This window comes from Ruminococcus sp. NATIVEDY160 (genome assembly GCF_045819885.1).
In the GTDB taxonomy this organism is placed as follows: domain Bacteria; phylum Bacillota; class Clostridia; order Oscillospirales; family Acutalibacteraceae; genus Ruminococcoides.
The window spans coordinates 1,645,347-1,671,586 of record NZ_CP162391.1 but is presented as its reverse complement, the minus strand read 5'-3'; the positions used below and the strand labels follow the sequence as shown (position 1 = coordinate 1,671,586).

The 26,240-nt window shown below is 41.0% G+C and carries 26 protein-coding genes; 19 read left to right on the top strand and 7 right to left on the bottom strand.

The genetic code is table 11. The features are described 5' to 3' along the window. The first annotated feature begins 319 nt into the window (after positions 1 to 319). Positions 320 to 1,417 (top strand): ribonuclease III family protein, encoded by a 1,098-nt coding sequence (locus tag AB1I49_RS08240; protein ID WP_407720685.1) that lies wholly within the window; start codon positions 320 to 322, stop codon positions 1,415 to 1,417. Positions 1,418 to 1,419: 2 nt separating this feature from the next. Then, positions 1,420 to 1,659, top strand: a complete 240-nt coding sequence (locus AB1I49_RS08235) for a hypothetical protein (protein ID WP_407720684.1) — start codon at positions 1,420 to 1,422, stop codon at positions 1,657 to 1,659. Positions 1,660 to 1,722: 63 nt separating this feature from the next. On the opposite strand, the gene AB1I49_RS08230 is transcribed toward AB1I49_RS08235, so the two are convergent. Next, positions 1,723 to 2,202 (bottom strand): hypothetical protein, encoded by a 480-nt coding sequence (locus AB1I49_RS08230; protein ID WP_407720683.1) that lies wholly within the window; start codon positions 2,200 to 2,202, stop codon positions 1,723 to 1,725. Positions 2,203 to 2,328: 126 nt separating this feature from the next. Between AB1I49_RS08230 and AB1I49_RS08225 the strand changes: the two genes are divergently transcribed. After that, positions 2,329 to 2,571 carry a helix-turn-helix domain-containing protein gene (locus AB1I49_RS08225; protein WP_407720682.1) on the top strand — a complete coding sequence of 81 codons (243 nt, stop codon included), beginning with the start codon at positions 2,329 to 2,331 and terminating at the stop codon, positions 2,569 to 2,571. 103 nt (positions 2,572 to 2,674) lie between these two features. Here the strand turns inward: AB1I49_RS08225 and AB1I49_RS08220 are convergent, their stop codons facing one another. The 6 genes from AB1I49_RS08220 to AB1I49_RS08195 all read right to left on the bottom strand — a co-directional run bounded on the left by AB1I49_RS08220 (position 2,675) and on the right by AB1I49_RS08195 (position 10,026). Continuing rightward, positions 2,675 to 3,775: a hypothetical protein gene (locus AB1I49_RS08220; protein WP_407720681.1), complete on the bottom strand. Its 1,101-nt coding sequence runs from the start codon at positions 3,773 to 3,775 to the stop codon at positions 2,675 to 2,677. Positions 3,776 to 3,790: 15 nt separating this feature from the next. After that, positions 3,791 to 5,332, bottom strand: coding sequence for a YeeR family protein (locus AB1I49_RS08215; protein WP_407720680.1), 1,542 nt, complete (start codon positions 5,330 to 5,332; stop codon positions 3,791 to 3,793). A gap of 26 nt (positions 5,333 to 5,358) precedes the next feature. Then, the gene (locus tag AB1I49_RS08210; protein ID WP_407720679.1) at positions 5,359 to 7,044 is read right to left on the bottom strand and encodes a hypothetical protein; all 1,686 of its coding nucleotides are present in this window, start codon (positions 7,042 to 7,044) and stop codon (positions 5,359 to 5,361) included. Next, the gene (locus AB1I49_RS08205) at positions 7,037 to 7,774 is read right to left on the bottom strand and encodes a hypothetical protein (RefSeq protein WP_407720678.1); all 738 of its coding nucleotides are present in this window, start codon (positions 7,772 to 7,774) and stop codon (positions 7,037 to 7,039) included. Before AB1I49_RS08205 ends, AB1I49_RS08210 begins: the two co-directional genes overlap by 8 nt. Positions 7,775 to 7,979: 205 nt before the next feature. Next, positions 7,980 to 8,888 carry a DUF6591 domain-containing protein gene (locus tag AB1I49_RS08200; protein WP_407720677.1) on the bottom strand — a complete coding sequence of 303 codons (909 nt, stop codon included), beginning with the start codon at positions 8,886 to 8,888 and terminating at the stop codon, positions 7,980 to 7,982. Between the two features lie 163 nt (positions 8,889 to 9,051). Next, complete coding sequence (locus AB1I49_RS08195) at positions 9,052 to 10,026, bottom strand: serine/threonine protein kinase (RefSeq protein WP_407721666.1); 975 nt, start codon at positions 10,024 to 10,026, stop codon at positions 9,052 to 9,054. Positions 10,027 to 10,194: 168 nt separating this feature from the next. Here AB1I49_RS08195 and AB1I49_RS08190 point away from each other — a divergent pair, with 168 nt between their 5' ends. From AB1I49_RS08190 to AB1I49_RS08115, 16 genes are all read left to right on the top strand, one after another. After that, positions 10,195 to 10,623 (top strand): XRE family transcriptional regulator, encoded by a 429-nt coding sequence (locus AB1I49_RS08190; protein ID WP_407720676.1) that lies wholly within the window; start codon positions 10,195 to 10,197, stop codon positions 10,621 to 10,623. 126 nt (positions 10,624 to 10,749) lie between these two features. Further along, on the top strand, positions 10,750 to 11,016 hold the full coding sequence (locus tag AB1I49_RS08185; protein ID WP_407720675.1) for a DUF6809 family protein: 267 nt from the start codon (positions 10,750 to 10,752) through the stop codon (positions 11,014 to 11,016). A gap of 648 nt (positions 11,017 to 11,664) precedes the next feature. Then, on the top strand, positions 11,665 to 12,474 hold the full coding sequence (locus AB1I49_RS08180; RefSeq protein WP_407720674.1) for an SWIM zinc finger family protein: 810 nt from the start codon (positions 11,665 to 11,667) through the stop codon (positions 12,472 to 12,474). Between the two features lie 4 nt (positions 12,475 to 12,478). After that, on the top strand, positions 12,479 to 13,336 hold the full coding sequence (locus AB1I49_RS08175) for an AAA family ATPase (protein ID WP_407720673.1): 858 nt from the start codon (positions 12,479 to 12,481) through the stop codon (positions 13,334 to 13,336). Positions 13,337 to 13,365: 29 nt separating this feature from the next. Next, complete coding sequence (locus AB1I49_RS08170; RefSeq protein WP_407720672.1) at positions 13,366 to 13,863, top strand: hypothetical protein; 498 nt, start codon at positions 13,366 to 13,368, stop codon at positions 13,861 to 13,863. Between the two features lie 150 nt (positions 13,864 to 14,013). Then, on the top strand, positions 14,014 to 14,412 hold the full coding sequence (locus AB1I49_RS08165; protein WP_407720671.1) for a hypothetical protein: 399 nt from the start codon (positions 14,014 to 14,016) through the stop codon (positions 14,410 to 14,412). A gap of 175 nt (positions 14,413 to 14,587) precedes the next feature. Further along, positions 14,588 to 14,782, top strand: a complete 195-nt coding sequence (locus tag AB1I49_RS08160) for a helix-turn-helix transcriptional regulator (RefSeq protein ID WP_407720670.1) — start codon at positions 14,588 to 14,590, stop codon at positions 14,780 to 14,782. After that, positions 14,769 to 15,173, top strand: coding sequence for a helix-turn-helix domain-containing protein (locus AB1I49_RS08155; protein ID WP_407720669.1), 405 nt, complete (start codon positions 14,769 to 14,771; stop codon positions 15,171 to 15,173). The genes AB1I49_RS08160 and AB1I49_RS08155 overlap by 14 nt, the downstream gene beginning before the upstream one ends. Positions 15,174 to 15,448: 275 nt before the next feature. After that, positions 15,449 to 15,856 (top strand): CopG family ribbon-helix-helix protein, encoded by a 408-nt coding sequence (locus tag AB1I49_RS08150; protein ID WP_407720668.1) that lies wholly within the window; start codon positions 15,449 to 15,451, stop codon positions 15,854 to 15,856. Positions 15,857 to 15,916: 60 nt separating this feature from the next. Then, positions 15,917 to 17,134, top strand: a complete 1,218-nt coding sequence (locus AB1I49_RS08145) for a tyrosine-type recombinase/integrase (protein WP_407720667.1) — start codon at positions 15,917 to 15,919, stop codon at positions 17,132 to 17,134. Between the two features lie 171 nt (positions 17,135 to 17,305). Continuing rightward, positions 17,306 to 18,235, top strand: a complete 930-nt coding sequence (locus AB1I49_RS08140; RefSeq protein ID WP_407720666.1) for a DUF4268 domain-containing protein — start codon at positions 17,306 to 17,308, stop codon at positions 18,233 to 18,235. A 240-nt stretch (positions 18,236 to 18,475) separates the two neighbouring features. Continuing rightward, positions 18,476 to 19,534, top strand: a complete 1,059-nt coding sequence (locus AB1I49_RS08135; RefSeq protein WP_407720665.1) for a Fic family protein — start codon at positions 18,476 to 18,478, stop codon at positions 19,532 to 19,534. Next, positions 19,534 to 21,036 (top strand): type I restriction-modification system subunit M, encoded by a 1,503-nt coding sequence (locus AB1I49_RS08130; RefSeq protein WP_407721664.1) that lies wholly within the window; start codon positions 19,534 to 19,536, stop codon positions 21,034 to 21,036. Before AB1I49_RS08135 ends, AB1I49_RS08130 begins: the two co-directional genes overlap by 1 nt. Beyond that, the gene (locus tag AB1I49_RS08125; RefSeq protein ID WP_407720664.1) at positions 21,029 to 22,177 is read left to right on the top strand and encodes a restriction endonuclease subunit S; all 1,149 of its coding nucleotides are present in this window, start codon (positions 21,029 to 21,031) and stop codon (positions 22,175 to 22,177) included. Before AB1I49_RS08130 ends, AB1I49_RS08125 begins: the two co-directional genes overlap by 8 nt. A gap of 12 nt (positions 22,178 to 22,189) precedes the next feature. Continuing rightward, positions 22,190 to 22,840: a hypothetical protein gene (locus AB1I49_RS08120; protein ID WP_407720663.1), complete on the top strand. Its 651-nt coding sequence runs from the start codon at positions 22,190 to 22,192 to the stop codon at positions 22,838 to 22,840. Between the two features lie 69 nt (positions 22,841 to 22,909). After that, positions 22,910 to 26,206 carry a DEAD/DEAH box helicase family protein gene (locus AB1I49_RS08115; RefSeq protein WP_407720662.1) on the top strand — a complete coding sequence of 1,099 codons (3,297 nt, stop codon included), beginning with the start codon at positions 22,910 to 22,912 and terminating at the stop codon, positions 26,204 to 26,206. Positions 26,207 to 26,240: the final 34 nt, after the last annotated feature.

Below are 26,240 nucleotides of genomic sequence, written 5' to 3'. Positions count from 1 at the left end.
TAGAATCAGAAACAGGAAAACCCGGAAATGCAATTTGTTATTCAACAAATAATAAAACTCAAAAAACGAGATAAATAATTATTGACAGCGCCCATTTGATTTGCTATACTGAAATCAGCAAATGGGCGTAGTATTTTAAATTTGACGCATTGTTTTCAGTTGTTTATTACCGTTTATACAAGTGAACCTTAGTAAACACAGGTTGACAAAGATTTGAATTTAATTTACCTTGTCTGACAAAGCTTTGCTTTCCCGGGGAGCAGTGTACCTTGTCAGCATTTTACGCCTTTTTGTAAAATTTACAGAGAGGTGATTTTTTATGCGTGAAATCAATTATGAAGCAATCGAAAATCAAATTGGCTATTCCTTTAAAAACAGAGACTTGATAAAACAAGCGTTTACACGGCGTTCCTATTCACAGGAACACGGCGGAGAAAACAATGAGGTCTTGGAGTTTTACGGAGACAAGGTTTTGGAATTCATTGTAGGAAAAATACTTGCAGAGAAGTTTGGAAAGTTCGAAGAGTATGAAAAAGCAATCCAACAACGTCCTCTCAATATTGACCTATTACATTCCAATAAAACAATAGGAGAGTACAGTTCCGATTATGATGAAGGACATCTCACGGAATTTCGGAAAATGCTTGTCAGTCGTCAAACACTCGCTCAAAGAATTTATGACTTAGATCTCGAAAAATATCTGTTCCTCGGTCGCAGTGATGAAGAAAACAATGTACGTGACAATGATGCTGTTCGTGAGGATTTGTTTGAGGCAATACTCGGAGCGGTGGCGTTAGATTCTGCTTGGAGTATTGAGCAAATGCAAAAAGCTGTCGAGGTAATGCTATGTCCCAGTGCAGTTTTATTCGATGAAAACTTTGTAGAAGATGTCGCGCAATGGACAATCAAGGAGTATGGTTGTGTGCCGAAGTTCTATTATGGTGGCTTTTCGTATATGTACAGCAGGACGGAAAATACAATTTGTGATCGTGAATCAATGCAATATCCGCCAAGCCGTAATCACTGTTACATGAAGCTGGGAGAATATCAGTATTTGTTTTATGCAGAGGGAAAATCACTTGGTGAAGCTCGAGATAACGCTTGCAGATGTGCGTACAGGCACTTAAAAGAAAAAGATTTACTGAACCCTATCCAAGATGAAATCGAAGAACCAAGCGAATCAATGGCAATCAATCAATTGGAAACACTTTCAAGGCGCGGTTATTTTGATTTGCCAAAATACAAATATACCGAAAACCACGATAAAAACGGCAATCCTGTATGGCAGGTAACGTGTATGGTCAACGACTTTGATAAGGTGTTCAACGCCACCGATTCATCAAAAAAGAAGGCGAAGAAAAAAGCGGCATTTAAAATGCTGATTTATATTTTAGAAAACTATGATGAGGAGGATTAATTATGTTTTTTGATATAGACGACGGCGATATGATTTTCGGCATTTCCGATAACATGGGTATGGACTCCGACGGACATATGATGATGCGCATGGGTGACAATATGGCGATGGATATGGACTCGGGCGAAATGCATATGGTATCCGGTTGGGATCGTGACGACGATGATGATTACGGCTTTAAATCTTCGTGCAACAATAATAACGGCTTTGGTTCATCGTGGGACGATGACGACGATTGGTAAAAATCCATAAGTACAAACAGAGCGTGTCGGCGGTTTATCTGCCTGCACGCTCTTTTACTTTTTTCAATCAAAAATCAAGTCCGAAAGATTTATTATATTTGTTCCAACGCTTTTCGCGTATCGAAGCGTTTGATACGCGCCGCCGCTCTTATGCGTAACGCAGAAAACGCAAAAATCGGAACGGTCAACCAATGTTCGGTTTCTGATTTGAATAGCCGATTTCGGATGAGCGTTGGCAGATTGTTCGCAAACCTCAATAGAATCGTAGTAGTTATCATAACTTTCTTTATTCTTGAGATAATCCGCTTTCAGATAAGGCATAACCCAAATGACGGAGCAGTTTGCCGAATCAAATCGCTTTTTGCAACGAAGGATTGCAGAGGTTACTAGAAGGTCAAACTCGCCTTCGCGCCCGACGAGGAACTCAACATATTCGTGCTCATTGAGTAGCTTGTCAACAAGCACTTCGACTTTTTGCTCAACTGCCATAAAATCATCTACCTGCCTATGCCCGAAAAAACATACCGTATAAATTGAAAACATAACAATCTCCTTTGTGGGATATATCGTAAATTATAACACATATTATTAATAATTGCGATATATCCCACACGATTTATCGCACATTTTTGTAGAATTAAATTACGATAAATCGCAAAGGAGAAGGCTATGAGAACAAAAGAAGCTGTCGCGCAGCGCATTTTAGAGCTGTGCCGTGAGAGAAACATCGCTGTTAATGCCCTTGCAAATATTTCAGGCGTTTCGCCGTCAACCATATACAGTATGCTCAATCAAAAGAGCCAGAACCCGGGCGTGGTGTCTATCAAGAAACTATGCGACGGTTTTGAAATCACCGTCCGAGAGTTCTTTGACAGCCCGTTGTTTGATGAAACAGAACAGGAAATAAAGTAAAATGAGCTATCCGATAAATTTCGGGTAGCTCATTTTTTTGTGACGCTGTAATCAAAGAAAACGATTGTTACTAAAAACTAACATAGTCAGAGAGTTTAATAAACTAAACTGTTGTCATCGCTTTTATTATGCTATCTGTTAATTTGTATTGTTCGTTATCATCTAACTTAAATGAAGTTCTAATCACCATTGTGCCGACTAAAACATACGAACCTGTTGTTAAAATTGTGCCATCATAAGAAGCAAGGTATTCACACCGCTTTTTTGCATCATCAAGTGAATTGTATAACTCAATTGCACCGCCTGCATCGGTGCCTTTATCTACAATGCTTTTACCCGGGATAGTTTTTTCATCTAATAGATTTGTTGTAAAATACAAGCAACCATAATATCCGCCATCTTTGTTAAGCAATCCATCTGGATTGTTTTCTTTTGTTACTGCTTCGATTCCTTTGATAGAATCAATTGACTTCAGTTTTTGAATAACAAAATCCTGTTTAGGACAAATTAACTGATTTACTATCGCTATTGCGTTTTCGTTATCAGTTGTTATTTCTCGCACCGTATCGGTGTCTTTTCGGATTTTTTCGCTGCTGTTATTGCTTAAGGAAACTCCAATCATTGATATTAAATCTGTACTTTGCAAATCGATTGTCTCCATTGATTCAGGAAGGTCTGATACCGATTTAACATCACCTTTAATTGCAATGCCGTTGTATTCTTCAACTGTCTTATTAAAGTCATTTACAGCATTATTATAATCATCAGTAGCCACTCTTATCATTATTACACGAATAGAAAAGATACCCAATAATACAAGTATTACGCTACATATAGCAATGATAATCAACTTCTTTATGGATTTCTTGTTTGGTAAAGAATCGCTAATGATTACGTTTTCGATTTTTTTGAAAGTTTTTTGAACTGAATTGGTTTTTATCAATCCTTTGCTACAATATCCGCAAAGACAAATCTTATTTGATTTCCATTTGATAGCAACAGTAACCGTATTGCTTAGAAAAGAAGACTTGACATTGACAATATAAATATGATTATTTTGATCCTCAAAAACAATATCACCCAAAGAGTATAGTTTGTCTCTTAGTTTTGTGAACGATAATCCTTCGTTTAGTATCTCTGTTTCTTGTAGTTCTTCTTTTCCCGAATAACCATTTTCTAACAATGCGTCTTTTAATTCTTTCAATCTGGTTTTCCTCCGTCAATGAATAAAAATGACGTTTTTAAGCAATTCTTTTGTTTCTACACGGATATCAAACTCAGATGGAGTTGATAATTCTCGATTAGCAACTTCTTTTTCGAATTCCTCAATCATCAAGTCGTTGGCAAATTTGTTTCTGTCCTCAGAGGAATACATTTCTTTTAATGTTTCTCCGTCTAATTTTTTCTGTACAGCATCAACAATCCTATCTGCCTCATCTTTTGATACAATAAAATCAGCAGATAATTTTTCAAATTCTTCTTGAATAATTGAACACATTTTTTCTGCATCAGACTCTGTGAAGTTATCAATCAATAATTGCGTTCCTATAGATAGTCCGGCTCCGCCTAGGGCCCCTCCAACTATGCCACCAACAACGGCTCCCGGAGCGTTAGCAATGGCACCACCTAACGCTGCGCCACCCCACGCTCCTAATGCACCGCCTGCAAGACCTGATGCAGTAACAGTTAGATTTGCGATAATCTGTTCTGGTGATATTCTTCCCCTAAAAAGGTCTACAATATCTGGAATAGTCAAAATTACAAGTAAGACAACTTGTAAATGAATCTCGCTTGAAATGATTTTCGCTGCTTTACTGAGAACACTTTTTCCCGCACTGGCAATACCGACACTTTCAAGAATAGCTTTGCATATTTTTTCACCCATCACTTTTGAAAGTGCTTCCCCGACAGGAACATAAAGCTTATTAATACTTGTTCGTGATAATTGACTAACAAGGATATGAGCTATTCCAACAATAGAACCTGTTTTTAAACTGTCTTTTATAGAATCGGTTAAAGCGGAAGATATATCCTCTCCGTTAATTGAAGCTATAGCAAGATTCAATACAAACGAAATGCCTGCTGCACTTACTGCTGTTATAACTCCGGTTGTTGCATCATATTTTAGTGAATCAATGTTACCGGCTTTAGTTAGATTAACCGCTTGTTTATATGTGAGCTTTCCTTTTCTGATAATACTCTCTGCTTCAGCTGGATCGGTTACATTCCTAACCTTTCCTCCTTTTATCTTTTCTTTCATCAATGAAACAGAACTATCATATTGATCCGCAGGTACCTCTAATTGCATAGGATAACCATCACCATCAACATACTTATAAAAACCATCACTATCAAAAGCTGCATTCACTGATCGTTGAGGGGTGCTGTAGTATTTATCCTGTATTAGTGTAGTGGTTCCGTTTTTGTTGAAAACAATGCGGTCAGCTCCATTTTTAACGTTATTATCACCAACAACTTTTCCTTTTCTTCCACTTAAACTATCATATAAATTGTTGCCATTTTCAGCGGCAAAACCGTGACCGGTCGGAAGGCTAAATTTTCTGTCAGCATAAAGTATATTTGTGGTTTTAAGATTTCCAATTAAATAACCGCCTGCTTCACCTATAGTAATTGTTTTGCCTTCATCTTCAGTGGATTCTAATTTAATATCTTCTGTTGCAAAAGCATAGAAAGGCACAGAAGAAAACAGCATCGTAAAAACAATTACAAGGGAAATTGTTTTAGTAATCTTAGTTTTCATATCGTACTCCAAACAACATCCACCATTTAGTATTGATACCCGATTTTGCCAACGCCGATTACTCCACGACGTATAATAGTAATGCCGAATTTGTCATATTCAAACGCATCCGGAGTAAAGGAATCGAGCTGAAAGCTATCATACTGAAAAGTTTCATAATCGAATTTTTCGTATTCGAAAACATCGATTCCGATTTCATCTAATATTTCCTGCGGTAACTCATAATTTTGATCCACCAAGCCGAAGAAAGTGCAGCCCGATTCTACACAGAAAGAGAGAATCATTCGTTTCGCTCCATAATGGGCAATCTTAGCGATTGCAAATCCCACTGCTGAGCCAATTAAATAAGCAAGAATATTGAATGCAGGAAACGCAGCAGTAAACGCTGTGCCAAATACTTTTGATACTAATGAAGTAAACAATGCATTAATCGCCTTTTGATTTGCGGCACTGACTAAAGAGGTCATAATATTTTGAGATACCAGACCTCCGATAATTGATAGTGTTGATGTTAGGCAACAATCAAAAATTCTATCTGCCATTTCGGCGTGGTTTATCTTTCCTAATGCTTTCTGTATGGCAATTTCTACAGTACATATCAAAACCGAAACTGCTAATGCAATCATTGAGGATTGTAATCCGGTTAATGGTCTAATATTGGTAGCTCCTTTTGCTACCTCATTTAGCCTAATATAGTTTGTTGAATTAATAATCGCTGATGTTGAACATCCAATCAAAAATCCCTTTGCTGGTGCGCTTAATGATTGATAACCTAAACGGCAAAAGAAATCGCTGTCCAATTCACCTTCTTCTATCAACAAGGAAATTGCATTGATAATAACAGGAACAGCATTCAATACAGCAGCAATCAATGCTGCTGAAGTACCAGTTTTTAAACATTGCTGAATCATTTGTTGTCTTAACTGTTCCCAACTTATAGTTGTTGAAGGATCTATCCCGAATGCTTTGAGAGTTTCAGGACTGATTTGTTTATTTATTGCCTGTCTGTCTAATTCTTCCAGACTGATTTTTGAAATTGGTATTGATTGGTTGCCATACTGGTCTTCTATATGGTCAACCGTATCACGAGCAATTTCTCTGTAGTTTTCTCCTTTGACCGTTCCCTTGTTAACGGATGCTCTTGCAGCGCTTTTTGCGTCACGAATAATATCATCTTTTTGATCTGAGACTACAAGGTGTTTTTTTCCTTCTTGCTTTAGCTTATCTAAACTACCTTTTATCCCTCTTTCAGATTTAAACTGTTCTTCGGAAATTGGAGATTTGAGTTTATTGTATTCGCTTCGATGCGTTACGGCTATAGCATCTCTGAAAGTCTTATGAGCATCCGCATATACCTTTGCGTTGTATTCGACTCCATCGACAACTGCATCCGGAGAGGCGTATCCGCTCATTGCCGGTTGTTGAGCTTCAGGAACGTGACCTTGATGATTAACAATTCTATTGTAGTCATATGTCTTGCGTTGAAACGTTTCAAACAGAAATCCTTGACGAGATCCTTCGGGATTGTTTCTGTAAGTATCAGTGATGTGGTTTATTTCAGAAATTAGTTTGTCAATCTGTTCTTGTTGACAGAAAACATATTCAAATTGATTATCAAGAACGTGAACGCTTGTTCCTGTAGAGTAAGCGGCTCCAATACTGTCACAATAAAATTGATAACCTTCCTTAAAGCACTTATTTACATTACTCATTGTTTATACCTAAAAAATTTGTGAGATGGTTTATATAAAAACTTAGTATTGCATATCTAAATAACTGATCAGGTATCAAATTGCCAGCTTCGATTTTAGCGCCAAAATCAAAGAAATTGGCAATTTCGTTATTTTGGCTTTCGGTTATTACCGATTCATCCTTATCTTGAACACTTTCTGGTAGAGCTTCTTCTTTTTTCTTATTGAATAATCGGCCAAAGAAATTACCGACTGTCTGGGTGCCTTTTTCAAGCGTATTTATCAAATTTTCGGAATGCTTTGCTTTTTTTATAGCCTCAGTATCTACAATGCTATCATCATATTTTTTTGACAATTCAACATATGACTTATAAAATTCATCGTAGAGATTCTTATCTCCCAAAAGCTTATCAGGTTCAACATAAACGATTGCTTTACTTCCTAACCAGCCAAGCTTTATGCCGAATTTTTCCAGATTTTTGTTGAAACGAATGCTAACAACGAATGGTTCAGTTGCTTTTGTTTTTCCAACAAAGATAATCTTGTTATTTGAGCTTAGTTGTATCTTGTTTTGGTTGTATATTTTTTCTGTCCATACAATGGCTTCTATGCTTTCTCCTTTAGCGCCAGCAACCTGTACGTTTTTTGTGTTATCATAATTTATCGAAATCAATGATGATAATAATTCTGCATATACATTTTCTTTTTCGCCTGTAACGATTATTAATTTTTTCACCATTCCGCCTATCATATAAACTCCTCCAGTATATCAAAAGATATAAATATCCATTTATTATATTATAACATACCAATAGAAAAATTCAATTAAAAATACAACAAAAATCAAGATTAAGAATGGTACAGAATTAAGATAGAAAGTGTCGCAGCAAATGGATGTAATGCGGCACTGTTTTAGCACTGGGAATTATAGTGTTTTTATCGGCATATGAGCTCCCTTAACCAACTTTTGAGCTTTCTTGCTTACTGCTCTCAACCCTAATTCTTAACTCTTTGTTTTTATCATAGTAATCCACATTGACCTTATAGTTGTCTTTACTTAAGTCAATATAATTGTCGGTCAGCTTGTCGTCGGTTTTATACCCCATATCTATACACGCGTTGAGATAAGCGTCTTTCATTTCTTCCGAAAAATCATATCCGGTCACTGAAAACGTATCTTCGTCGTCAAGTCCTATTCTTGTGACCTCGCATTCAAGCTTCGGGATAGCTTTGCCTAATTCGGAATCTGTCCAATTATAAGCCTCGACCGCTTTCTTGACAGGTGTGCTTTTTTCGTTCTTAAAATCATAGTTCATTCCGTAAATATATCCGCCGTCAAGAAAGGCAACAGTGGCGTAATCGGGTTCCATCAATGCGTATTGCTTCATATCCGTAACGCGGTAACCGACTCTGTTGTCTATGGCTATTGTGTCGTTTCCGTTCGTTTCACCGGGCTTTGTAAACAGTTTACATGACGCTGTAAAGTTAAGCTTATCAAGCGCGTCGCCGGAGATTTTAAGCGCGTCTGTAGCCTCTTTGAATACAGATAAATCCTCTCTTGTTGTCGTTTCTTTTTGCTTGAACACCAGTTCAAAATCGCATACAGTGACATTGGTATTGTTTGTATAGCTAAAAATAGGTCGTCTTTCACCGTCGATTATTTCTTCTTCGACTTTCCAGTCAAGTTTTGAAAAATCGATCATTTTATCGGATGATTTTTCGGATTTGCTCGAATTTGAAACACTTGAAGATGATTTTGAGTCTGAGCTTTCATCGGTTTTTGCGTTGCAGCCCGATAAGACGCATATGAGCATAGATGCGGCGCATATCGTTGCGGTAATTGAAATAATTAATTGTTTTTTCATTTTCATACTTCCTTTCGATAAAAAATATTATTTTAGGGCGGTAGAAGTACTTCATTTTTGCCGTTAAACAAAAAGAGTAATCCTGTATTTATCATACACGATTACTCTGAATTTGTGGTCAGCTGGCAGCTGACACATTTATAATTTTTGTGTGCTATAATATCTACATCATATTATTTGTGATATGCAGTCCGGCAAAAATCAGTACTATGCCAAGCAGAATGCTGAGTACGCCGAGGAAACGCATTATGTACCTTCCGTTTCGGGGATTGTTTGGGCTTATTTTCTCTGACAGGCGGAATACGTCACCGAACAGAATATACGGAAATAATGTCCAGAAAAACAAAAAGTCCGCCATCAGGATAAGCTGTTGGATACGGTATTTCAGCTCGTATTGCATTATCAGAGGAAATCCCGCGATATATATCAGCAGCATAATCAGCCAAATAATGATAAACAACACGCTGATTATTTTCGGAAAAATGTGCTTGCTGCGGAAGCCCGGCAACGGCCGGTATGCTCTGCTCGAATTTGACTTTTTGCCGAGCAAAACCATCTTCAATTCTTCGGCAGACTGAAAACGCTTTCTTTCGTCAATCTCAATACACCGCACGATAACGTGCTTAAGCGCACCCTGATGCAGCTCTTCATTTGGCAACCTGCCTGTCAAAAGATAATTAAGCAGCACGCCGCAGGCGTAAATATCAGCTTTTCCGCTTGTCTGCGCAAAGCCGAACTGCTCGGGAGAGGCATAGCCTGCCGTTCCGAGTACGGTCGTGTCCTTGTGCTGATTCGGCTTAATCAAACGGCAAATGCTGTAGTCGATGATTTTCACCGTGCCGTCGCCTGTTATCATAATATTTTCGGGCTTAATGTCGCGGTGAACAATGCCGCGACTGTGCAGTTCTGCAAGACCTTCGCAGATTTGGCAAAGTATTTTCCTCGCGGATTTAACGTCGTACAAATTGCCGCTTTCCACCTGAAACGCAAGCGTAGTTCCGTTGATGAATTCGCAAAGGCTGATACAAACACCGTCCTGAAATCTTAAATCGTAAACTTCCATAAGATTAGGGCGCTTGATTTGACATAAGGCTTGCAGTATGGCGAAGTCCCCGGCAGGAGAAATCCGCCTGACCATTAACTGTCCCGTGATGTTGTTGCGCACCAAGTCAATATTACGGTGTATTCGTGCGACAAATGCAAAGTTCCATAAGTTATATTGATTGGTAACCATATTGACCTCGTTTGTCTTTATTGGTAATATATTTATATTCTATCACAAATCAAAGAAAAAGGAAGATGTAAAATGAAAAAGAGTACTGATGATTTGATGAACATACTCAAACAATCACCGAGCGTTGAAGATTACTTTGATCAAAACGACAGCGAAATATTCTTCGGTTCATTAAGCGAGATGATAGATTACTACCTTGCGCGAAAGAATCTGACAAAATCAATGGTTGTTCACGGCTCAGGGATGAACAAAGGCTACTGTTACGAAATATTGTCGGGCAAAACCTCAAAGAACATATCGCGCAATAAGGTGATTATGCTATGCTTCGGGTTAAGGCTGACGGTTGATGAAGCGCAGCAGCTTTTGAAAAAGAGCGGTTACGCTCCGCTTTACGCAAGAGATACCAGAGATTCAATTATTATTCACTGCTTAGAGCACCACACGGATATATTAAATACGAACATCAAGCTGGGCGAGTATGGCTTGGAAATACTGGAATGAGAGCTGTATTTGAATTTGATGTTCTGTCAAAATTTGCGACGCTGTAATCAAAGAAAACGATTATGAAAAAGGTCTGGACTTTTTCGATTTTTGTGGTATTCTGTTGTGCTTGAAGGAGGTGTCTGCATGGACACAATCAGAGAGCTGTACTACGGCAACATCAATCCCAGCGAGCGCGATATTAATCCGGACAGCGAGAACGACAGGCTTGAAAAACTGGTTCTACGCCATGAAGCGCGGCTTCAAAAGATTCTGAATGAAAGCGAGGCGGAAATTTTCGGCAAACTGAAAGACGTATGGGCAGAGCTTAATTGTCTGAACGAATGTGATTGCTTTATCAACGGTTTCCGGTTGGGAGTTAGGCTGACTGTAGAATCACTGCTGACAGAATAAGAAAACGCAGCTCTTAAGGGCTGTGTTTTTTGTGCCTTGTTGCGCCGAAAATCGCCCTGTGTGCGGTTTGTTGCGAAAAACAGGGTAAGTACCCGTCAAAAGGCATTTCCGCGGTGTCGGCAGTTTTTGAGCTGCTTGCGAAATATAAATTTCATCTCTCATTTTTGAAATACTTTTGAGAGATGAATTTATTTTTGAGAGATGAAATGCTTTTTAAAAAGAAATATTGACTTCTTATAACAGAATAGCTACTGGCAGAATGAAAAACGCAGCTCTTAATGGGCTGCGTTTTTTGCGCCTTGTTGCGCCGAAAATCGCCCTGTGTGCGGTTTGTTGCGTAAAATAAGGAAAGTACCCGAACAATGATATTTTCGCGCTGTCGGCGGTTTTTGAGCGAGTTTTAAAATATGACTGTCAATCAAAGAAAAGCAGTCTGTCAAGCAAAATGATAATTAAATATTGCAATTATCAAAGGAAATTATAATACAAAATTGCATTGTCCTTTAAATGATACAGTGGTTTTGAGATAATTATAGTATCGAAAACGTAAATTGACAAAGTGAAGTTACGATTTTTTCGAAATTTTTGCCCGGTTAGCAAAAGCTCACTTTGACAAAAGCAAAAAAGAAATATAAAGGAGGCAATGTTATGAAATTCAAAATCGGTTTTAAGGGTTATGAGGAAGAGAAAAAAGAGGATTTGCAGGTTGCGAAAATCCGCGAGAGCAGACCTGTAAAATCTGTAGTGCAGGTGCGGTTTCCGAGTAAGGGGCGTTCGCTTGCGTATTACAACGATAAATTTGATTTGCGCGTCGGCGACATCGTTTTTGTTGACGGCAAGCTCGAGGGTTTTCAGGGCATTGTCACCGAGGTGTCGCGCTCATTCAAGATTAAACTTTCCGACTATAAGCGCGTAATCGCTGTCGCTGATACGAACGTTAAGGGTGAGTTTTATCTCGGAGGTTCACACCTTATCGCGTTTGACGAGGACGTTATTCCGTATGATAAAATCCGCGGATGGTTCCTTCCTCCAGAGACAGACACAGAGGTCGCTGTCGGTTATGATGACGAGAGCTTTGCGCTGAGTGATTTGGGCAATCTAAATATCCGTAGTGAAATCTTCGACAGAGGCTATGATTATTACAACCGCAACAAGGTGCTTTATATCTGCGTGGACGGCAATAAAGGCAGAGCGCTTGTTGAGGGCAGCAAGGTGTATGAGGTCAGCTTTGAATTTTCCGGCGGAGAAATCCGAAACCTCAACTGCGGCTGCTTCTGCTCATACCACTGCAAGCACGAATTCGCTGTTCTGTTACAGCTCCGCGAAACGCTGCAAAAGATTGAGGAAAACTACGACGACGAACACCTCAAATCGGATTACTTCGCCGCAATCTGCAAAGGCGTTTTGTTGTCCTACGCCGTTGACGGCGAGAAAAGCGGAAAGATAGTGTTGGGGTGAAGAAATGATTTATTTGAATCGGTTTAAATTGCCAGATGAGAATACGGAATGGAGATTTTTTGTTTATGGTGAAGTTCGGACATGCTTTAATACCTATTATCCGTTTCAAATTTTTCCGAAAATGGAATTTAAAGAAATTGAGTTTGAGCCTGTTACAATCTTTTACGGCGGAAACGGAACAGGAAAGACAACGCTTCTGAACATTATTGCAGAAAAGTTGAGGTTGATAAGAAATTCCGTTTTTAACAGGTCAAACTTTTTCGACATTTATGTTTCAAAATGTTCGGCAGATATTATGAGAAGAATTCCGCGGGAAAGCAGAATTATCACCAGTGATGATGTATTCGACTATATGATTGATGTCAGAAATCTTAACGATGGTATTCACAACAAAAGAGAAGAACTATTCGAAGAATACATTGAAAATAAGAATTCCAATTTTAAATTCCGCACGATGGAAGATTACGAAAGACTAAAAAAAGTCAATGAGGCAAGAAGAAAATCACAGTCAAAATATATTGACAATAATCTGATTAAAAATGTCCGAGAGTATTCAAACGGAGAAAGCGCCTTCAAATATTTTACAGAAAAGATAAAACAAAACTCATTGTATTTGCTCGATGAGCCTGAAAACAGTTTGTCAGCAAAACGTCAGCTTGAACTAACAAAGTTTATTGAAGAAGCAGCAAGGTTTTATAATTGTCAATTTATTATCTCAACGCACTCTCCGTTTCTGCTGGCACAGAAATTTGCAAAGATTTATAATCTTGATTCGATTCCCGTAACAACTTCAAAATGGACAGAACTTGAAAACGTAAGAACATATTATGATTTCTTTAATTTTCACAAAGACGAGTTTTAGAAAATAACGCAAAACAAGGAGGTGCTGTTATGTCTAAGCATGATGACTTTTTAGATGAATATATTGAATACAGAATTTTTGAGGAATCTATGAAAGAAAGCGGCAACAAACCGTCCAAGCACGGCAAGCGCGGTTCGGGCTGCGGAACAACTGCGATTATTATTGTGCTTGTAATTATCGTGCTCTGTGTTTTCGGTTCGTGCGGAAGTAATAAGCAAAGGTCAACATCGTCCGGTTCATACAAGAGTTCGTACAGCACTTCGTCATATTCTTCGACCGCAAAGAGTTCCGACTCCGATAAATCTTCTTACACTTTAAAGAGCAAAACGGAATCCTCAACTGTTCAGCCAACTACAAAGAAAACAACGTATAAAAACTACTCCTCAAAATCCAAATCGAGCAAATCCGAGGATGAATTCAGCGCTAAAGATTATGTTGACGCGGATGATTTCTACTATGATCACTATGATGATTTCTATGATTACGAGGACGCGGAAGATTATTATAACGAGCACGCGGATCAATAAATTTTACTTGCGCAGTTCTTGACTGTATGAAAATGAAAAGGAGGTTTCACTATGAAATTGATAGATACGACCTGCCCTAAATGCGGCGCGAATCTGCGCATTGACGCTGACCGTCAATCAGCGTTTTGTGAATACTGCGGAGCGCAGATCTTGATTGATGATGAGGTTCAGCACCTTCAAATCGACAATGCCGAAAATGCGGGTTATGCGTTTGAAAAAGGGCGGCAACGCGCACAGCACGAAGTGTATGCGGCAAGGAATGTTCCTGCTCAGCCCGCGCCGCAGAAAAAGAAAAGAATTTTCTGGTGGGTACTCGGCTGGATTTTTATTTTCCCGATACCGCTCACCATCATAATCGCGCGGAATAAAAAACTGAAACCCTTGATCAAGGCAGGCATTATCATTGCCGCTTGGGTTTTATATCTGCTGATAGGTATAGCATCAGGCGCGGCGAACAAGAACAAAGATCAAAGCGCAACGCCCGCGCCGCAGACAAGCTATTCGGTGCAGGCAGGTACAAACAAAATTTATCATCCCCCGTTTTGCTAATTGAAAAATACAGCAAAACGACTAAGATACTTACTACATAGCTTGATATCATCAAGCGTATTTTGAGTTTGACTCGTTTACTTTTCTTACATATCGCAACTTACAAAGGGGGAAGGTTTGTTGCGGCATGACAAGTAACGGGTCATTTTGTTACCCGAAAGAAAGGAATTGAAACTTGGATTTTAAATCCTATGATGAACTACCTTTGTTCATCGACGCAAAAACCGTCTCGAGCGTGCTTGGCATCTCGCGCTCGGGAGCGTATGAATTGATGCACACAAAATCTTTTCCGACCTTGAAGATTGGCGCGCGTATGGTAGTGCCGAAGGAAAAATTTATTAAGTGGGTGAACGACAATGTCGGCGGGTAACATTGTCAAATCACTATGCGAATTCTTTGTTTATAAATCTCCGCCCCGCGTTGGAAATTTCTTCCCCCTTTCCAATGATATTTTCAATTTAGATTTGTGCGCGGGAGAAATTGCGCTGTACAGTTATCTGATGCGGATGGAAGACCGCAAAACTTATTCTTGCTATCCCTCGTTCAAAACGATCGGCAAGGCGCTTCGTATGAGCCGAAACACTGTGATGAAATATGTTCACAGCCTTGAAGAAAAAGGTTTGATAACCACCGAGCATACGAGTGTGATAACAAGCGCGGGACTCAAACGCAACGGTAACTTGAAGTATCAACTTCTTCCGATCAAAAGTGCGGTGGACGAGTTCCACCAAAAGCAGATCAATAGCGGCGGAATCAAGTAAAAGAATCAGCAAAACACGCATTAAAAACAAGGTCGAAAAAGAAGCAGGGGAAAGCATAGGCGCTAACTTAGGCGCCTATGCGGACCACTTCAGCCGGCAATGCCGACTGTTTAAGCCGTTTTTACGCATTTTTAAAATGCGTCAATCTGTGTGTCGTTATTTACCCTTTGGTGCTGGATCAGGCGCATATTTCGAGGTGAAATCACGAGTTTCGGCAGTTCCAAGCGGTTTTGAAGTGGGTTGATTTTGATTAACACGAGTTTTTGGAGGTATTTATGGATTCTGAAAATATGAAACGCGTAGGTCTATATTTGGACAAGGATTTGGTAAAACGCGCGGACGACATGGTAAAACAATTTCATTTCAAATCGAGAAATGAATTTTTCGCGGAGGCGGTTGAAAATTATATCGCCGACTATCTGCTCAGCTCTAACGAGTCTGCCGTCAGCGATAAGCTCGGAAAGGCTATCGCAAAATACTCTGAGGACAACGCCAAAGCAATCTCAAAAGGACTGTTCCGCTACGCTGTCCAACTTGAAATGATGTGCAGAGTGCTCGCGGCGACCAATGGTATTGATAAGGATTGTCTCGAAGGTATGCGCCGCGAAGCAATCAACAATGTCCGCAGGACGCGCGGCAAAGTTAGATTTGAAGAAATTCTTGACGGATATTATGATGATTAGGTCTGGATAAATGACCGGAGATGTGATATGTTGTTGTACTGAAGAAAGGAGATGACAGCTATGTCACAACGCGAGATCCTGACAAACGGCAGCGCCTTCAAGAGAACCGACGGTCGCTGGGGAGGCGTGGTATGGTATCTTGATGAGCAAGGCAAGCGAAAGCGCAAGAGCTTCTCGGGCACAACGAAGTCGGAAGTCAACAAGAAAATGAAAAAATATATCGTAGAATTTAACCAAGACAAGAATGATTCGGTTGAGTCTTTGAAAACTTTAGAAGATAGTTTGCAAAACTGGCTGCAGGTGTTCAAGTTCCCGGCAGTGGAGCGGACGACCTATGACAGAGCGGAGTCGATAGCGAAAAACCAAATCTATCCTCAACTCGGCAAGAAGATCGTCGGAGATATCACCGCCGCGGATATCAAAAAGCTGCTCAACTATTGGATGACCGAGGGCTACGCCTACACAACGGTAAAGAAAATCTACGTCCTGCTAAATGAGTTTTTCCGTCACCTATATCAGCAGGAGATCATCGTCAGGAACCCAATGGCGAACGTTGAAATGCTCAAGAAAGCAAACTATATGTCCGCTCAAGGCAAAGAAAATCTCCCTCCGACAGAGACCATCACGGTATTCTCGGAGGAAGAAATAGAAAAGTTCAAGGCGGAAGCGTTCAGTACATTCGGAAACGGCAAACGAAAATATCAGCAGGCGGCAGCATATGTCCTTATGCTGAATACAGGATTGAGAACCGGCGAAGCCCTTGGCTTGCTCAACTCCGACATCGATTTGGAGAACCGCGTCATACACGTTCAGCGCGGCGTGAAAGAGGTTTCAAAGCGCGAAGGTGTAACCGGAAAGAGCGGGCGAGAGGTGATCGTCGGCAAACTGAAAAGCGCCACCAGCAAGCGCGACATCCCGCTCAACGACACCGCGATCGAAATGATCAAAGACCTGCGAAACGAGTTCTACTTTGGCGAGGACAGTCCGCTCATTCCTGACGAGCACGGAGAAGTCACCCGACCCGTCAACTTCCGCAAACGCTTCTACAGAATACTCAAGGCGGCGGGGATAGAAACAAAAGGCTTGCACAGCCTCCGCCACACCTTCGCTACAAGATTGATCAACGGAACGAAGGACAAAAACGGCAACATCAAATCCCTAACGCCGCGACAGGTAGCAGACCTTCTCGGTCACACCACCTCAGAAATCACCGAGCTCTACTACGTCAAACGCGATACGAATATGCTCAACGGCATCACGGACGGGTTTGAGTTGTAAAATAATTATAACTCTCCTCCTCACGCTCAAATATTAAAATATTATTTTCAATAAATCATTGAATTATTATTATGAGTGTTGTAAACTAAAAATAGCTCCGGTATACTATACTAAAGAGCTCAAAATAAACGGTGGTTTATTTGTAACTGACAGGGGAGGACTAAGATTATAATGAAACTCGGTAAAATAAAAGAGATTGATATACGGTCGGTATGGGCACATGAGCAATATGATTTTTCAAAATGGCTTGCCGAAGATGAAAACATTCGGGCTCTTGGAGAAGAAATGAATCTTTCGCTGACGGATGTTGATACAGAACAGTTTGTTGGTAGTTATCGTTGTGATATTATCTGCAAAGATGAGATTACAGGCAAATCAGTTCTGATTGAAAACCAGCTTGAGCAGACGAACCACGATCATCTCGGAAAGATTATTACTTACGCTTCCGGATTAGATGCCAGTGTTGTGGTTTGGATTGTTGCCAAAGCCAGAGATGAACATGCCAGCGCAATCGAATGGCTCAACAAACACACTGATGATAACGTATCATTTTTCTTGATAGAGGTTCATGCATATACTATTGGAGATTCCGCTCCTGCGCCGATGTTCAAGATCGTTGAGCAACCAAATGATTTTGCAAAAACCGTCAAAGCAATAGCTCATAAAGGAGAATTGAATGAAACGCAAACAAACCGAATTCAGTTCTGGACTCAGTTCAATGATGTTATAGAACAAAGAGGAAAGCCGTTCAATAAACGCAAGGCGACACCTGATCATTGGTATTCCGTTGCAATCGGTTCATCACAATGCCATATTTCAATAGATTTGGTGAACAAAGAACATCGCATCAGAGTTGGAGTTTGGGTTCCCGATAATAAGGATTTGTATGATAATTTTTATGAGCACAAGGATGAAATCGAGGATATCGCAGGCTGTCATTTCGTTTGGGACAGGCTTGATGGTAAAAAGGCCGCTATAATCTGTACATACATTCCCGGCTTAAATTACAACAAGCAAGATAATTACCCGGAACTTATGAATAAGATTGTTGATTTAGTTATCGTAATGCGTTCTGCGTTTACTCCTTTTATAAACAAGTAAGAAAAAGCTATTCCCCAAAAACGAACCCTTTTCGTTTTTGGGGAATGTTATTTTTGGGGCGGCTGATTGAAAAACCTTTATGTATTTCGTATGCATAAACGAAATCTTAAATAAATGCATTTAATTTACTCAAAATTCAAAAAATGATTAAATTAAACCGTTGACAATGTGTATTTCAAGGGGTATAATTAATTATATCATTGCAGACAATATGATTAAATTGAAAAGGAAAACGATAAAATGAAAAAGCCTGATTATATTGCTGAGATCAAGAAGCTTTTACAGCCCGATATCGTAACGATGCTTACCCAAATCCACGAATATAAAGGGGAGCAAACGCTGTTTATAGAAGCAAAACGTGACGCGCTTACACAGTTGCTCGAAATTGCCAAAATCCAGAGCACAGAGGCTTCAAATAAACTGGAAGGCATCTATACTTCAGATCAGCGTCTGAAAAAAATAGTCCTTGATAAAACAAATCCGCAGAACAGAAGCGAGCAGGAGATCGCCGGATACCGCGATGTTCTGTCTACGATCCACGATAATTACGATTACATTCCGCTAAAGCCCGGGACGATCCTGCAGCTTCACCGTGATCTTTACAAATTCAGCGGAAGCTCGATTGGAGGAAGCTATAAAAATGCGGATAATATAATTGCCGAAGAGGATAGCGAAGGCAATAAAAGCGTGCGCTTTCAGCCCGTTCACGCGTGGGAAACGCCCGGGGCGGTAGAAGAGATCTGCAACGCATATAATGAAGCGCTAAAGAATCCGGACGCCGATCCGCTGCTGCTTATCCCGATTTTTATTCTTGATTTTCTTTGCATCCATCCGTTCAACGACGGCAACGGAAGGATGAGCCGCCTGCTGACGCTTTTGCTTTTGTATCGCAGCGGATATATCGTAGGAAAGTATATCAGTATTGAAAAGATAATTGAAAAGTCAAAGGACACATATTATGACGCGCTTCAAAACAGCTCCGCAGGATGGCACGAGGGAAAGAATGATTATGCTCCGTTTGTGACCTATATGCTCGGCGTCATTATATCCGCGCACAGGGATTTCACCTCAAGAGTGCAGATTATGTCGTCAAAAAGCATATCCAAGCCCGACAGGATCCGTGAGGTTATCAAAAACACGCTCGGTAAGATAACAAAATCCGAAATAATGGAACAGTGTCCGGATATCAGCCAGATCACGGTGCAGCGCACGCTTGCAGACCTTTTGGCAAAGGGAGAGATAATCAAAATCAGCGGAGGTCGCTACACCTCTTACACTTGGAACAGGGAGAATGAATGATGATTACAGGTGAGTTAAAAAGCAAAATTGACAGTATTTGGGAAATATTTTGGACAGGCGGACTGACTAATCCCCTTGACGTTATTGAGCAGATCACATATCTGATGTTTATACACGATCTGGACGAGGCTGATAACACAAAGGCAAAGGAATGCGCTATGCTCGGCTTGCCGTTCAAGAGCATTTTTTCGGATGAAGTGACTATCGGAGAACGAAAAGTCAACGGACAGCAGCTAAAATGGTCGGTGTTCCACGATTTTCCCGCAACGCAGATGTACACAGTTGTGCAGGAAGATGTGTTCCCGTTTATCAAGAACCTTCACGCCGATAAAAACAGCGCTTACGCAAAATATATGGACGACGCGATTTTTAAATTGCCGACTCCGCTTGTGTTGTCAAAGGTCGTTGACGCGCTTGACAATATCTACGAGCTGGTGGATAAGGAGCAAAGCGCTGATGTGCGCGGCGATGTTTATGAGTATTTGCTCAGCAAAATATCCCAGTCGGGACTCAACGGACAGTTCCGCACTCCGCGCCATATTATCCGTATGATGGTAGAGCTTATGCAGCCGACTCCCGATGAGGTTATCTGCGACCCTGCCTGCGGAACATCGGGATTCCTTGTAACGGCGGGCGAGTACCTGAAAGAGACGCACAAGGAAGCGATTTTCTTTGATCGCGCAAAGAAAGATCATTATATGAACCATATGTTTTTCGGCTACGATATGGACAGGACGATGCTGCGTATCGGCGCGATGAATATGATGACCCACGGGATCGAAAGCCCGTTTATCGAATACCGCGACAGCCTTAGCGACCAGAATCAGGATAAAAACAAATACAGCCTGATCCTTGCTAATCCGCCGTTCAAGGGCAGTCTTGATTATGACACGGTTTCTGCGGATCTGCTCAAAACATGCAAGACCAAAAAGACTGAGCTGCTGTTTATCGCGCTGTTTTTGAGAATGCTCCGCGTCGGAGGAAGATGCGCCTGTATCGTACCCGACGGAGTTCTTTTCGGCTCGTCAAAGGCGCATAAGGCAATTCGTAAAGCGTTGGTAGAAGAAAACAGGCTTGAAGCGGTCATTTCAATGCCTTCGGGCGTGTTCAAGCCATACGCGGGTGTATCGACCGGAATTTTGATTTTCACAAAGACAGGGCACGGCGGAACGGACAAGGTTTGGTTTTATGATATGAAATCCGACGGGCTCTCGCTCGACGACAAGCGCACGCCCGTAACCGAAAACGATATCCCCGATATAATCAACCGCTTCCAAAACCGCGAGCAGGAGGAAAGCCGCGAGCGCACCGAGCAGTCGTTCTTTGTTCCCAAGGATGAGATTGTCGAAAACGATTACGACCTCTCTATCAATAAGTACAAAAAGGTGGAGTATGTCCCCGTAGAATATCCGCCGACAAGTGAGCTCCTCGCCGACCTCAAAACGCTCGAGCAGGAAATAGCCAAAGGTCTGGAAGAATTGGAGGGGATGTTGTGTGAGTAATCAAGGAACCGTTCGATTGGGGGATGTTGCAACATATATAAATGGCTATGCATTCAAGCCGTCCGATTGGTCAGACAATGGATTACCGATAATTCGTATTCAAAATCTTACAGGAAACGATTATCAAACTAACTATTACAACAAAGAATATAACCCAAAGTATTTAGTTAAAAAAGGTGATGTTCTTATTTCTTGGTCTGCAAGTTTAGGAGTGTTTGTATGGGAAAAGGAGGATGCTCTACTTAATCAGCACATTTTTAAGGTTGTATTTGATAAAATTGATGTTGATAAAGATTACTTTTGCTTAACCGTAGAGTATTTGTTAAAAAGAATGGGTAGTGAAGTTCACGGCTCAACAATGAAACATATAACAAAACCTAGATTTGATAACACATTATTTCCACTGCCTGATAAAGACACACAAAAACAGATTTCAAAAAAAATTATTACAGTTGATAAACTAATACACAAATACAAGGTAATTGCACAAAAACTGGACAAGCTTGTCAAATCACGGTTTGTGGAGATGTTTGGGGATCCGGTTTCAAATCCTATGAAATGGCACAGACAACAACTAAATGAATTAACAAATAAAATTGGTTCTGGAGCGACACCAAGAGGTGGGCGTGATAGCTATTGTATAGATGGCATTTCTTTAATCCGAAGTATGAATGTACACAATGGGTTCTTTGAATACAAGGACTTAGCCCATATTTCAGACGAACAAGCGACAAAACTTAGCAATGTTACAATTCAAAAAAAAGATGTTTTACTTAATATCACAGGGGCTTCTGTTGCAAGATGTTGTATAGTGCCCGATGATATTTTACCTGCAAGAGTTAATCAGCACGTTTGTGTTATTCGATGCAATGATTATGTAATTCCTATATTCGTTTGCAAAGCATTTACAAGCGATAGTTTTCAAAAATACTTATTAGAGATAGCAGGAAGCGGAGCAACAAGAGAGGCTATAACAAAACAACAAATAGAATCTATTCCTATGATTGTGCCACCTTTATCGTTACAAAACCAGTTTGCCGACTTCGTAGCACAAATCGATAAATCGAAATTGTCAGTACAAAAAAGCATAGATAAACTTGAAACATTAAAAAAATCACTCATGCAAAAGTTTTTTGGATAGAAAGGAATCGTTATGGCTGATTTTTCAATTAATATAAAAAATAAGTATAGTGATGAAACTTTTCAATCAGTAAAAGATACTTACGATTGGATCGTTGAATCATTAAGAAAACTCAACATGCCCCAAAAATACTTTGACGCAGAATTTCACTTTTCTATTGGCGAAATGCGTTGTACTACAGTAGGTATAGATGAATTCATTCAGCATGCATATGGAGTTTCAGATTTTACATTTTATGAATTACAAATAAGTGTTGATTTTTATGAAGACACGGATATACATGTTTTTATTACTAACAGTATTATACCAAAGGATGAATTACATATTAATTCAAACGATAAGGTGGTATTACAGAATTTAGTAGACATATTTAATCGAACTGAAATAAACAACAATAATTCCAAACCAGTAACTAATCAAATTACAATAAACGGTGGAAACAATGCTATCGCAAATAACAATAGCACAGCTACTATAGTAAGCAATAGCAAAAAAGTGAATGTTTCAAACGCAAATAATAACAGCGGCGCGGGCGCAAATAAGGAATCAAAATTCAGAAAAGTATTCAATGCAATAATGACTAATCTTGCATCAAACTTTATTTGGTATCTACTATGCGTTTTGGCTGGCGCATTGATCGCATATTTTATAACAAAACAATAAAGTGATTTTATGATAAGAATAATACGATTTTGATATATCGATAGTAAGCAAATAAGTGGGTGAAAAACTATGACCAACTTTGATTTCTTAAAAAATGACAAGGAATTTGAGAGCTTTGCCGATGTGGCAATCAGCGCGGAGAAGATTTTACATATTGACCCCGACGCCTGCGCTTTCAACTGCCGCAGGGCGATGGAGTTTGCCGTCAAGTGGATGTATTCCGTGGACAGTGATTTGGTTATGCCTTATAACGACAGCCTTGTGGTTTTGATGTCTACCGATGAGTTTCGCGATATCGTCGGCGCGGACATGCTTCGTCGCATGGACTATATCCGCAGGGTGGGCAACAAGTCCGCTCACGCAGCCACAAAGGTGACTGTTCCCCAGGCGGAGCTATGCGTTGAAAACCTCTTTTATTTCCTTGATTTCGTCGCGTATTGCTACGGCAAGGATTATCATGAGCAGACCTTTGATCCGTCTTTGTTAGAGCTTACCGCCTCGGAAGCTATGGAAATGGTGACCGGCGATGATAAGATCGACATTGAAAAGCTGATCGAAGAAAACAAATCGCTCAAAGAGGAACTGACTGCCCGCCGTGCCGAGCAGCAGCAGACATATACGCCGCGCCCGATCGACCTCTCTGAGTTCAAAACCCGCAAGCTATATATTGATACGATGCTCCAGGACGCCGGATGGATCGAGGGCAAAAACTGGATAAACGAGGTCGAGCTGCACGGTATGCCGAGCGATTCGGGTATCGGATACGCCGACTATGTGCTCTACGGCGACGACGGCAGGGCTTTGGCGGTCATAGAAGCCAAACGCACCTGCAAGGATCCCTCTGTCGGACGTCAGCAGGCAAAGCTGTACGCCGATATTTTGGAAAAACAGCACGGCAGACGTCCGGTGATTTTCCTTACTAATGGCTTTGACACCCGCATTGACGACGGAGTATACCCCGAAAGGCGCGTTGCCGCGTTCTATTCAAAACGCGATTTGGAAAAGCTCTTTAATCTTCAAACCATGCGCCGCAGCCTGCAAAACGTTATGATAAACCCCGATATCGCCGGCAGGTATTATCAGGTCGCCGCCGTCAAAGCGGTGTGCGATTCGCTTGATAATAAAAACCGCCGCAAGGCGCTGCTCGTTATGGCAACGGGCTCGGGCAAGACGAGGACGATAATTTCGCTTTGTGACGTGCTTTTGCGCCACGGCTGGGTGAAGAATATCCTTTTCCTCGCCGACCGTACTTCACTTGTCACCCAGGCAAAGCGCAGCTTTGTGAATCTTTTGCCCGATTTGAGCGTGACGAATCTCTGCGAGAGCAAAAATGACTACACGGCGCACTGCGTTTTCTCGACATATCAGACGATGATGAACTGCATTGACGAGGTCAAGGATGAGGACGGAAAGCTATTTACCTGCGGCCATTTTGATTTGCTGATTTGCGACGAGGCGCACCGCTCTATTTACAACAAATACAAGGACATTTTCAACTATTTTGACGCGCCTTTGGTCGGCTTGACCGCTACTCCGAAGGACGAGGTCGAGAAAAACACCTATGAGGTTTTTGAGCTTGCCGACAATGAGCCGACTTACGCATATGAGCTTAGTCAGGCGGTAAAGGACGGCTTTTTGGTCGATTTTATGTCCGTTGAAACCCGCCTCAAATTCATCGAAGAGGGAATAGTATATGACGAGCTCTCGGACGAGGACAAGGCTGAATATGAGAATACTTTTACCGATGAGGACGGAGAAATGCCCGATAAAATCGGCTCGGGCGCGCTTAACGACTGGATTTTCAATAAAGACACGATCCGCGAGGTCTTGAATATCCTTATGACTCAGGGCTTGACAGTCGATTACGGGCAGAAAATCGGCAAGACGATCATTTTCGCCAAGAATCACAATCACGCAGAGAAGATACTCGAGGTTTTTAATCAGGAATACCCTCATCTGGCTCACGGCTTTGCCAAGGTAATCGATAATAAAATAAACTACGCCCAAAGCCTTATTGATGAATTTTCCGATCCGCAGAAAATGCCGCAGATCGCCATTTCGGTAGATATGCTCGACACGGGGATCGACGTTCCCGAGGTGCTTAACCTTGTATTTTTCAAAAAGGTGATGAGCAAGGCGAAGTTCTGGCAAATGATCGGCAGAGGTACGCGCTTGTGCGAAGGACTCAGAGACGGCAAGGACAAGGAAAAGTTTTATATTTTTGATTTCTGCGGAAACTTCGCGTTTTTCCGTATGAATAAGGGCAAGCCGAGCGCGAATAACGCCGCTTTGCAGAGCGCGATTTTTTATCTGAAAGCTCAGATCGCTTTTAAGCTGCAGGATTTGGCTTATCAGACGAATGACTTGCAGGCGTTTCGTAAATCGCTTGTTGACGATATGGTGCGCAAAGCTTCCGAGCTTAACCGCGAAAAATTCGCCGTGCGCCAGCATTTGCGTTATGTTGAAAAATTCTCCGCAGAGGAGAACTACGCGGCTTTGACCTATGAGGATACGCTCAATATCAGGGATGAGCTTGCGCCGCTTATCACTCCCGATGATGACGACGCCAAGGCGGTGCGATTTGACGCGCTTATGTACGGGATAGAGCTGTGTTATCTCGCCGGCAAAGGCTACGGCAAACGCCGCAGAGATTTCTTCGACAAGGTAAGCGGTATTGCGAGCGTGGCGAATATCCCGGAGATCATGGCGCAGTCCGAGCTGATCAATAAGATTTTACATACCGATTATTTTAATAACGCGGGTATCAATGATTTTGAGTACATTAGAGAACAGCTCCGAAATTTGATGAAGTATCTGCCTCACGACGGACAAATATATAACACGAATTTTGATGATGAGATTTTGTCTGTCGACTGGGTCGATTCGGATTTGGAAAATGATGATCTGAAGAACTATCACGAAAAGGTTGAGTATTACCTGCGCAGTCATCTGGACGAGGGAGCTATCGCAAAGCTGAGGAGCAATATCCCGCTTGATCAGTCTGATGTTGATGAGTTGGAGAGTATATTGTGGACTCAGCTTGGCTCTAAATCAGAATATGAACAGCAGTTTGGCGCAAAGCCGCTGGGCGAATTTGTCCGCGAGATCGTCGGAATGGATATGAACGCCGCCAAGGAAGCGTTTGCCGAATACTTGAATGATGTGAGCCTTGACAGCAGACAAATCTATTTCGTTAATCAAATCGTTGAGTATATAGTTCAAAACGGTGTGATGAAGGATCTGTCGGTTTTACAGGAACCGCCGTTCACGGATAGAGGAAGCATTGTAGAGGTATTCAGCGACACTTCTTTATGGTTGAGAATCCGGCAGACGATCGATAACATTAATGCGAATGCAGCGGCGTAGAATTTGTTTTTAGTTATATAACTGCAACATTGAT

Excerpts from the sequence above, each read along its gene's own strand:
- AB1I49_RS08240 (WP_407720685.1), top strand. The coding sequence starts at position 320 with ATGCGTGAAATCAATTATGAAGCAATCGAAAATCAAATTGGCTATTCC.
- AB1I49_RS08235 (WP_407720684.1), top strand. The coding sequence starts at position 1,420 with ATGTTTTTTGATATAGACGACGGCGATATGATTTTCGGCATTTCCGAT.
- AB1I49_RS08230 (WP_407720683.1), bottom strand. The coding sequence starts at position 2,202 with ATGTTTTCAATTTATACGGTATGTTTTTTCGGGCATAGGCAGGTAGAT.
- AB1I49_RS08225 (WP_407720682.1), top strand. The coding sequence starts at position 2,329 with ATGAGAACAAAAGAAGCTGTCGCGCAGCGCATTTTAGAGCTGTGCCGT.
- AB1I49_RS08215 (WP_407720680.1), bottom strand. The coding sequence starts at position 5,332 with ATGAAAACTAAGATTACTAAAACAATTTCCCTTGTAATTGTTTTTACG.
- AB1I49_RS08210 (WP_407720679.1), bottom strand. The coding sequence starts at position 7,044 with ATGAGTAATGTAAATAAGTGCTTTAAGGAAGGTTATCAATTTTATTGT.
- AB1I49_RS08205 (WP_407720678.1), bottom strand. The coding sequence starts at position 7,774 with ATGATAGGCGGAATGGTGAAAAAATTAATAATCGTTACAGGCGAAAAA.
- AB1I49_RS08200 (WP_407720677.1), bottom strand. The coding sequence starts at position 8,888 with ATGAAAAAACAATTAATTATTTCAATTACCGCAACGATATGCGCCGCA.
- AB1I49_RS08195 (WP_407721666.1), bottom strand. The coding sequence starts at position 10,026 with ATGGTCAGGCGGATTTCTCCTGCCGGGGACTTCGCCATACTGCAAGCC.
- AB1I49_RS08190 (WP_407720676.1), top strand. The coding sequence starts at position 10,195 with ATGAAAAAGAGTACTGATGATTTGATGAACATACTCAAACAATCACCG.
- AB1I49_RS08185 (WP_407720675.1), top strand. The coding sequence starts at position 10,750 with ATGGACACAATCAGAGAGCTGTACTACGGCAACATCAATCCCAGCGAG.
- AB1I49_RS08180 (WP_407720674.1), top strand. The coding sequence starts at position 11,665 with ATGAAATTCAAAATCGGTTTTAAGGGTTATGAGGAAGAGAAAAAAGAG.
- AB1I49_RS08175 (WP_407720673.1), top strand. The coding sequence starts at position 12,479 with ATGATTTATTTGAATCGGTTTAAATTGCCAGATGAGAATACGGAATGG.
- AB1I49_RS08170 (WP_407720672.1), top strand. The coding sequence starts at position 13,366 with ATGTCTAAGCATGATGACTTTTTAGATGAATATATTGAATACAGAATT.
- AB1I49_RS08155 (WP_407720669.1), top strand. The coding sequence starts at position 14,769 with ATGTCGGCGGGTAACATTGTCAAATCACTATGCGAATTCTTTGTTTAT.
- AB1I49_RS08150 (WP_407720668.1), top strand. The coding sequence starts at position 15,449 with ATGGATTCTGAAAATATGAAACGCGTAGGTCTATATTTGGACAAGGAT.
- AB1I49_RS08145 (WP_407720667.1), top strand. The coding sequence starts at position 15,917 with ATGTCACAACGCGAGATCCTGACAAACGGCAGCGCCTTCAAGAGAACC.
- AB1I49_RS08140 (WP_407720666.1), top strand. The coding sequence starts at position 17,306 with ATGAAACTCGGTAAAATAAAAGAGATTGATATACGGTCGGTATGGGCA.
- AB1I49_RS08135 (WP_407720665.1), top strand. The coding sequence starts at position 18,476 with ATGAAAAAGCCTGATTATATTGCTGAGATCAAGAAGCTTTTACAGCCC.
- AB1I49_RS08130 (WP_407721664.1), top strand. The coding sequence starts at position 19,534 with ATGATTACAGGTGAGTTAAAAAGCAAAATTGACAGTATTTGGGAAATA.
- AB1I49_RS08120 (WP_407720663.1), top strand. The coding sequence starts at position 22,190 with ATGGCTGATTTTTCAATTAATATAAAAAATAAGTATAGTGATGAAACT.
- AB1I49_RS08115 (WP_407720662.1), top strand. The coding sequence starts at position 22,910 with ATGACCAACTTTGATTTCTTAAAAAATGACAAGGAATTTGAGAGCTTT.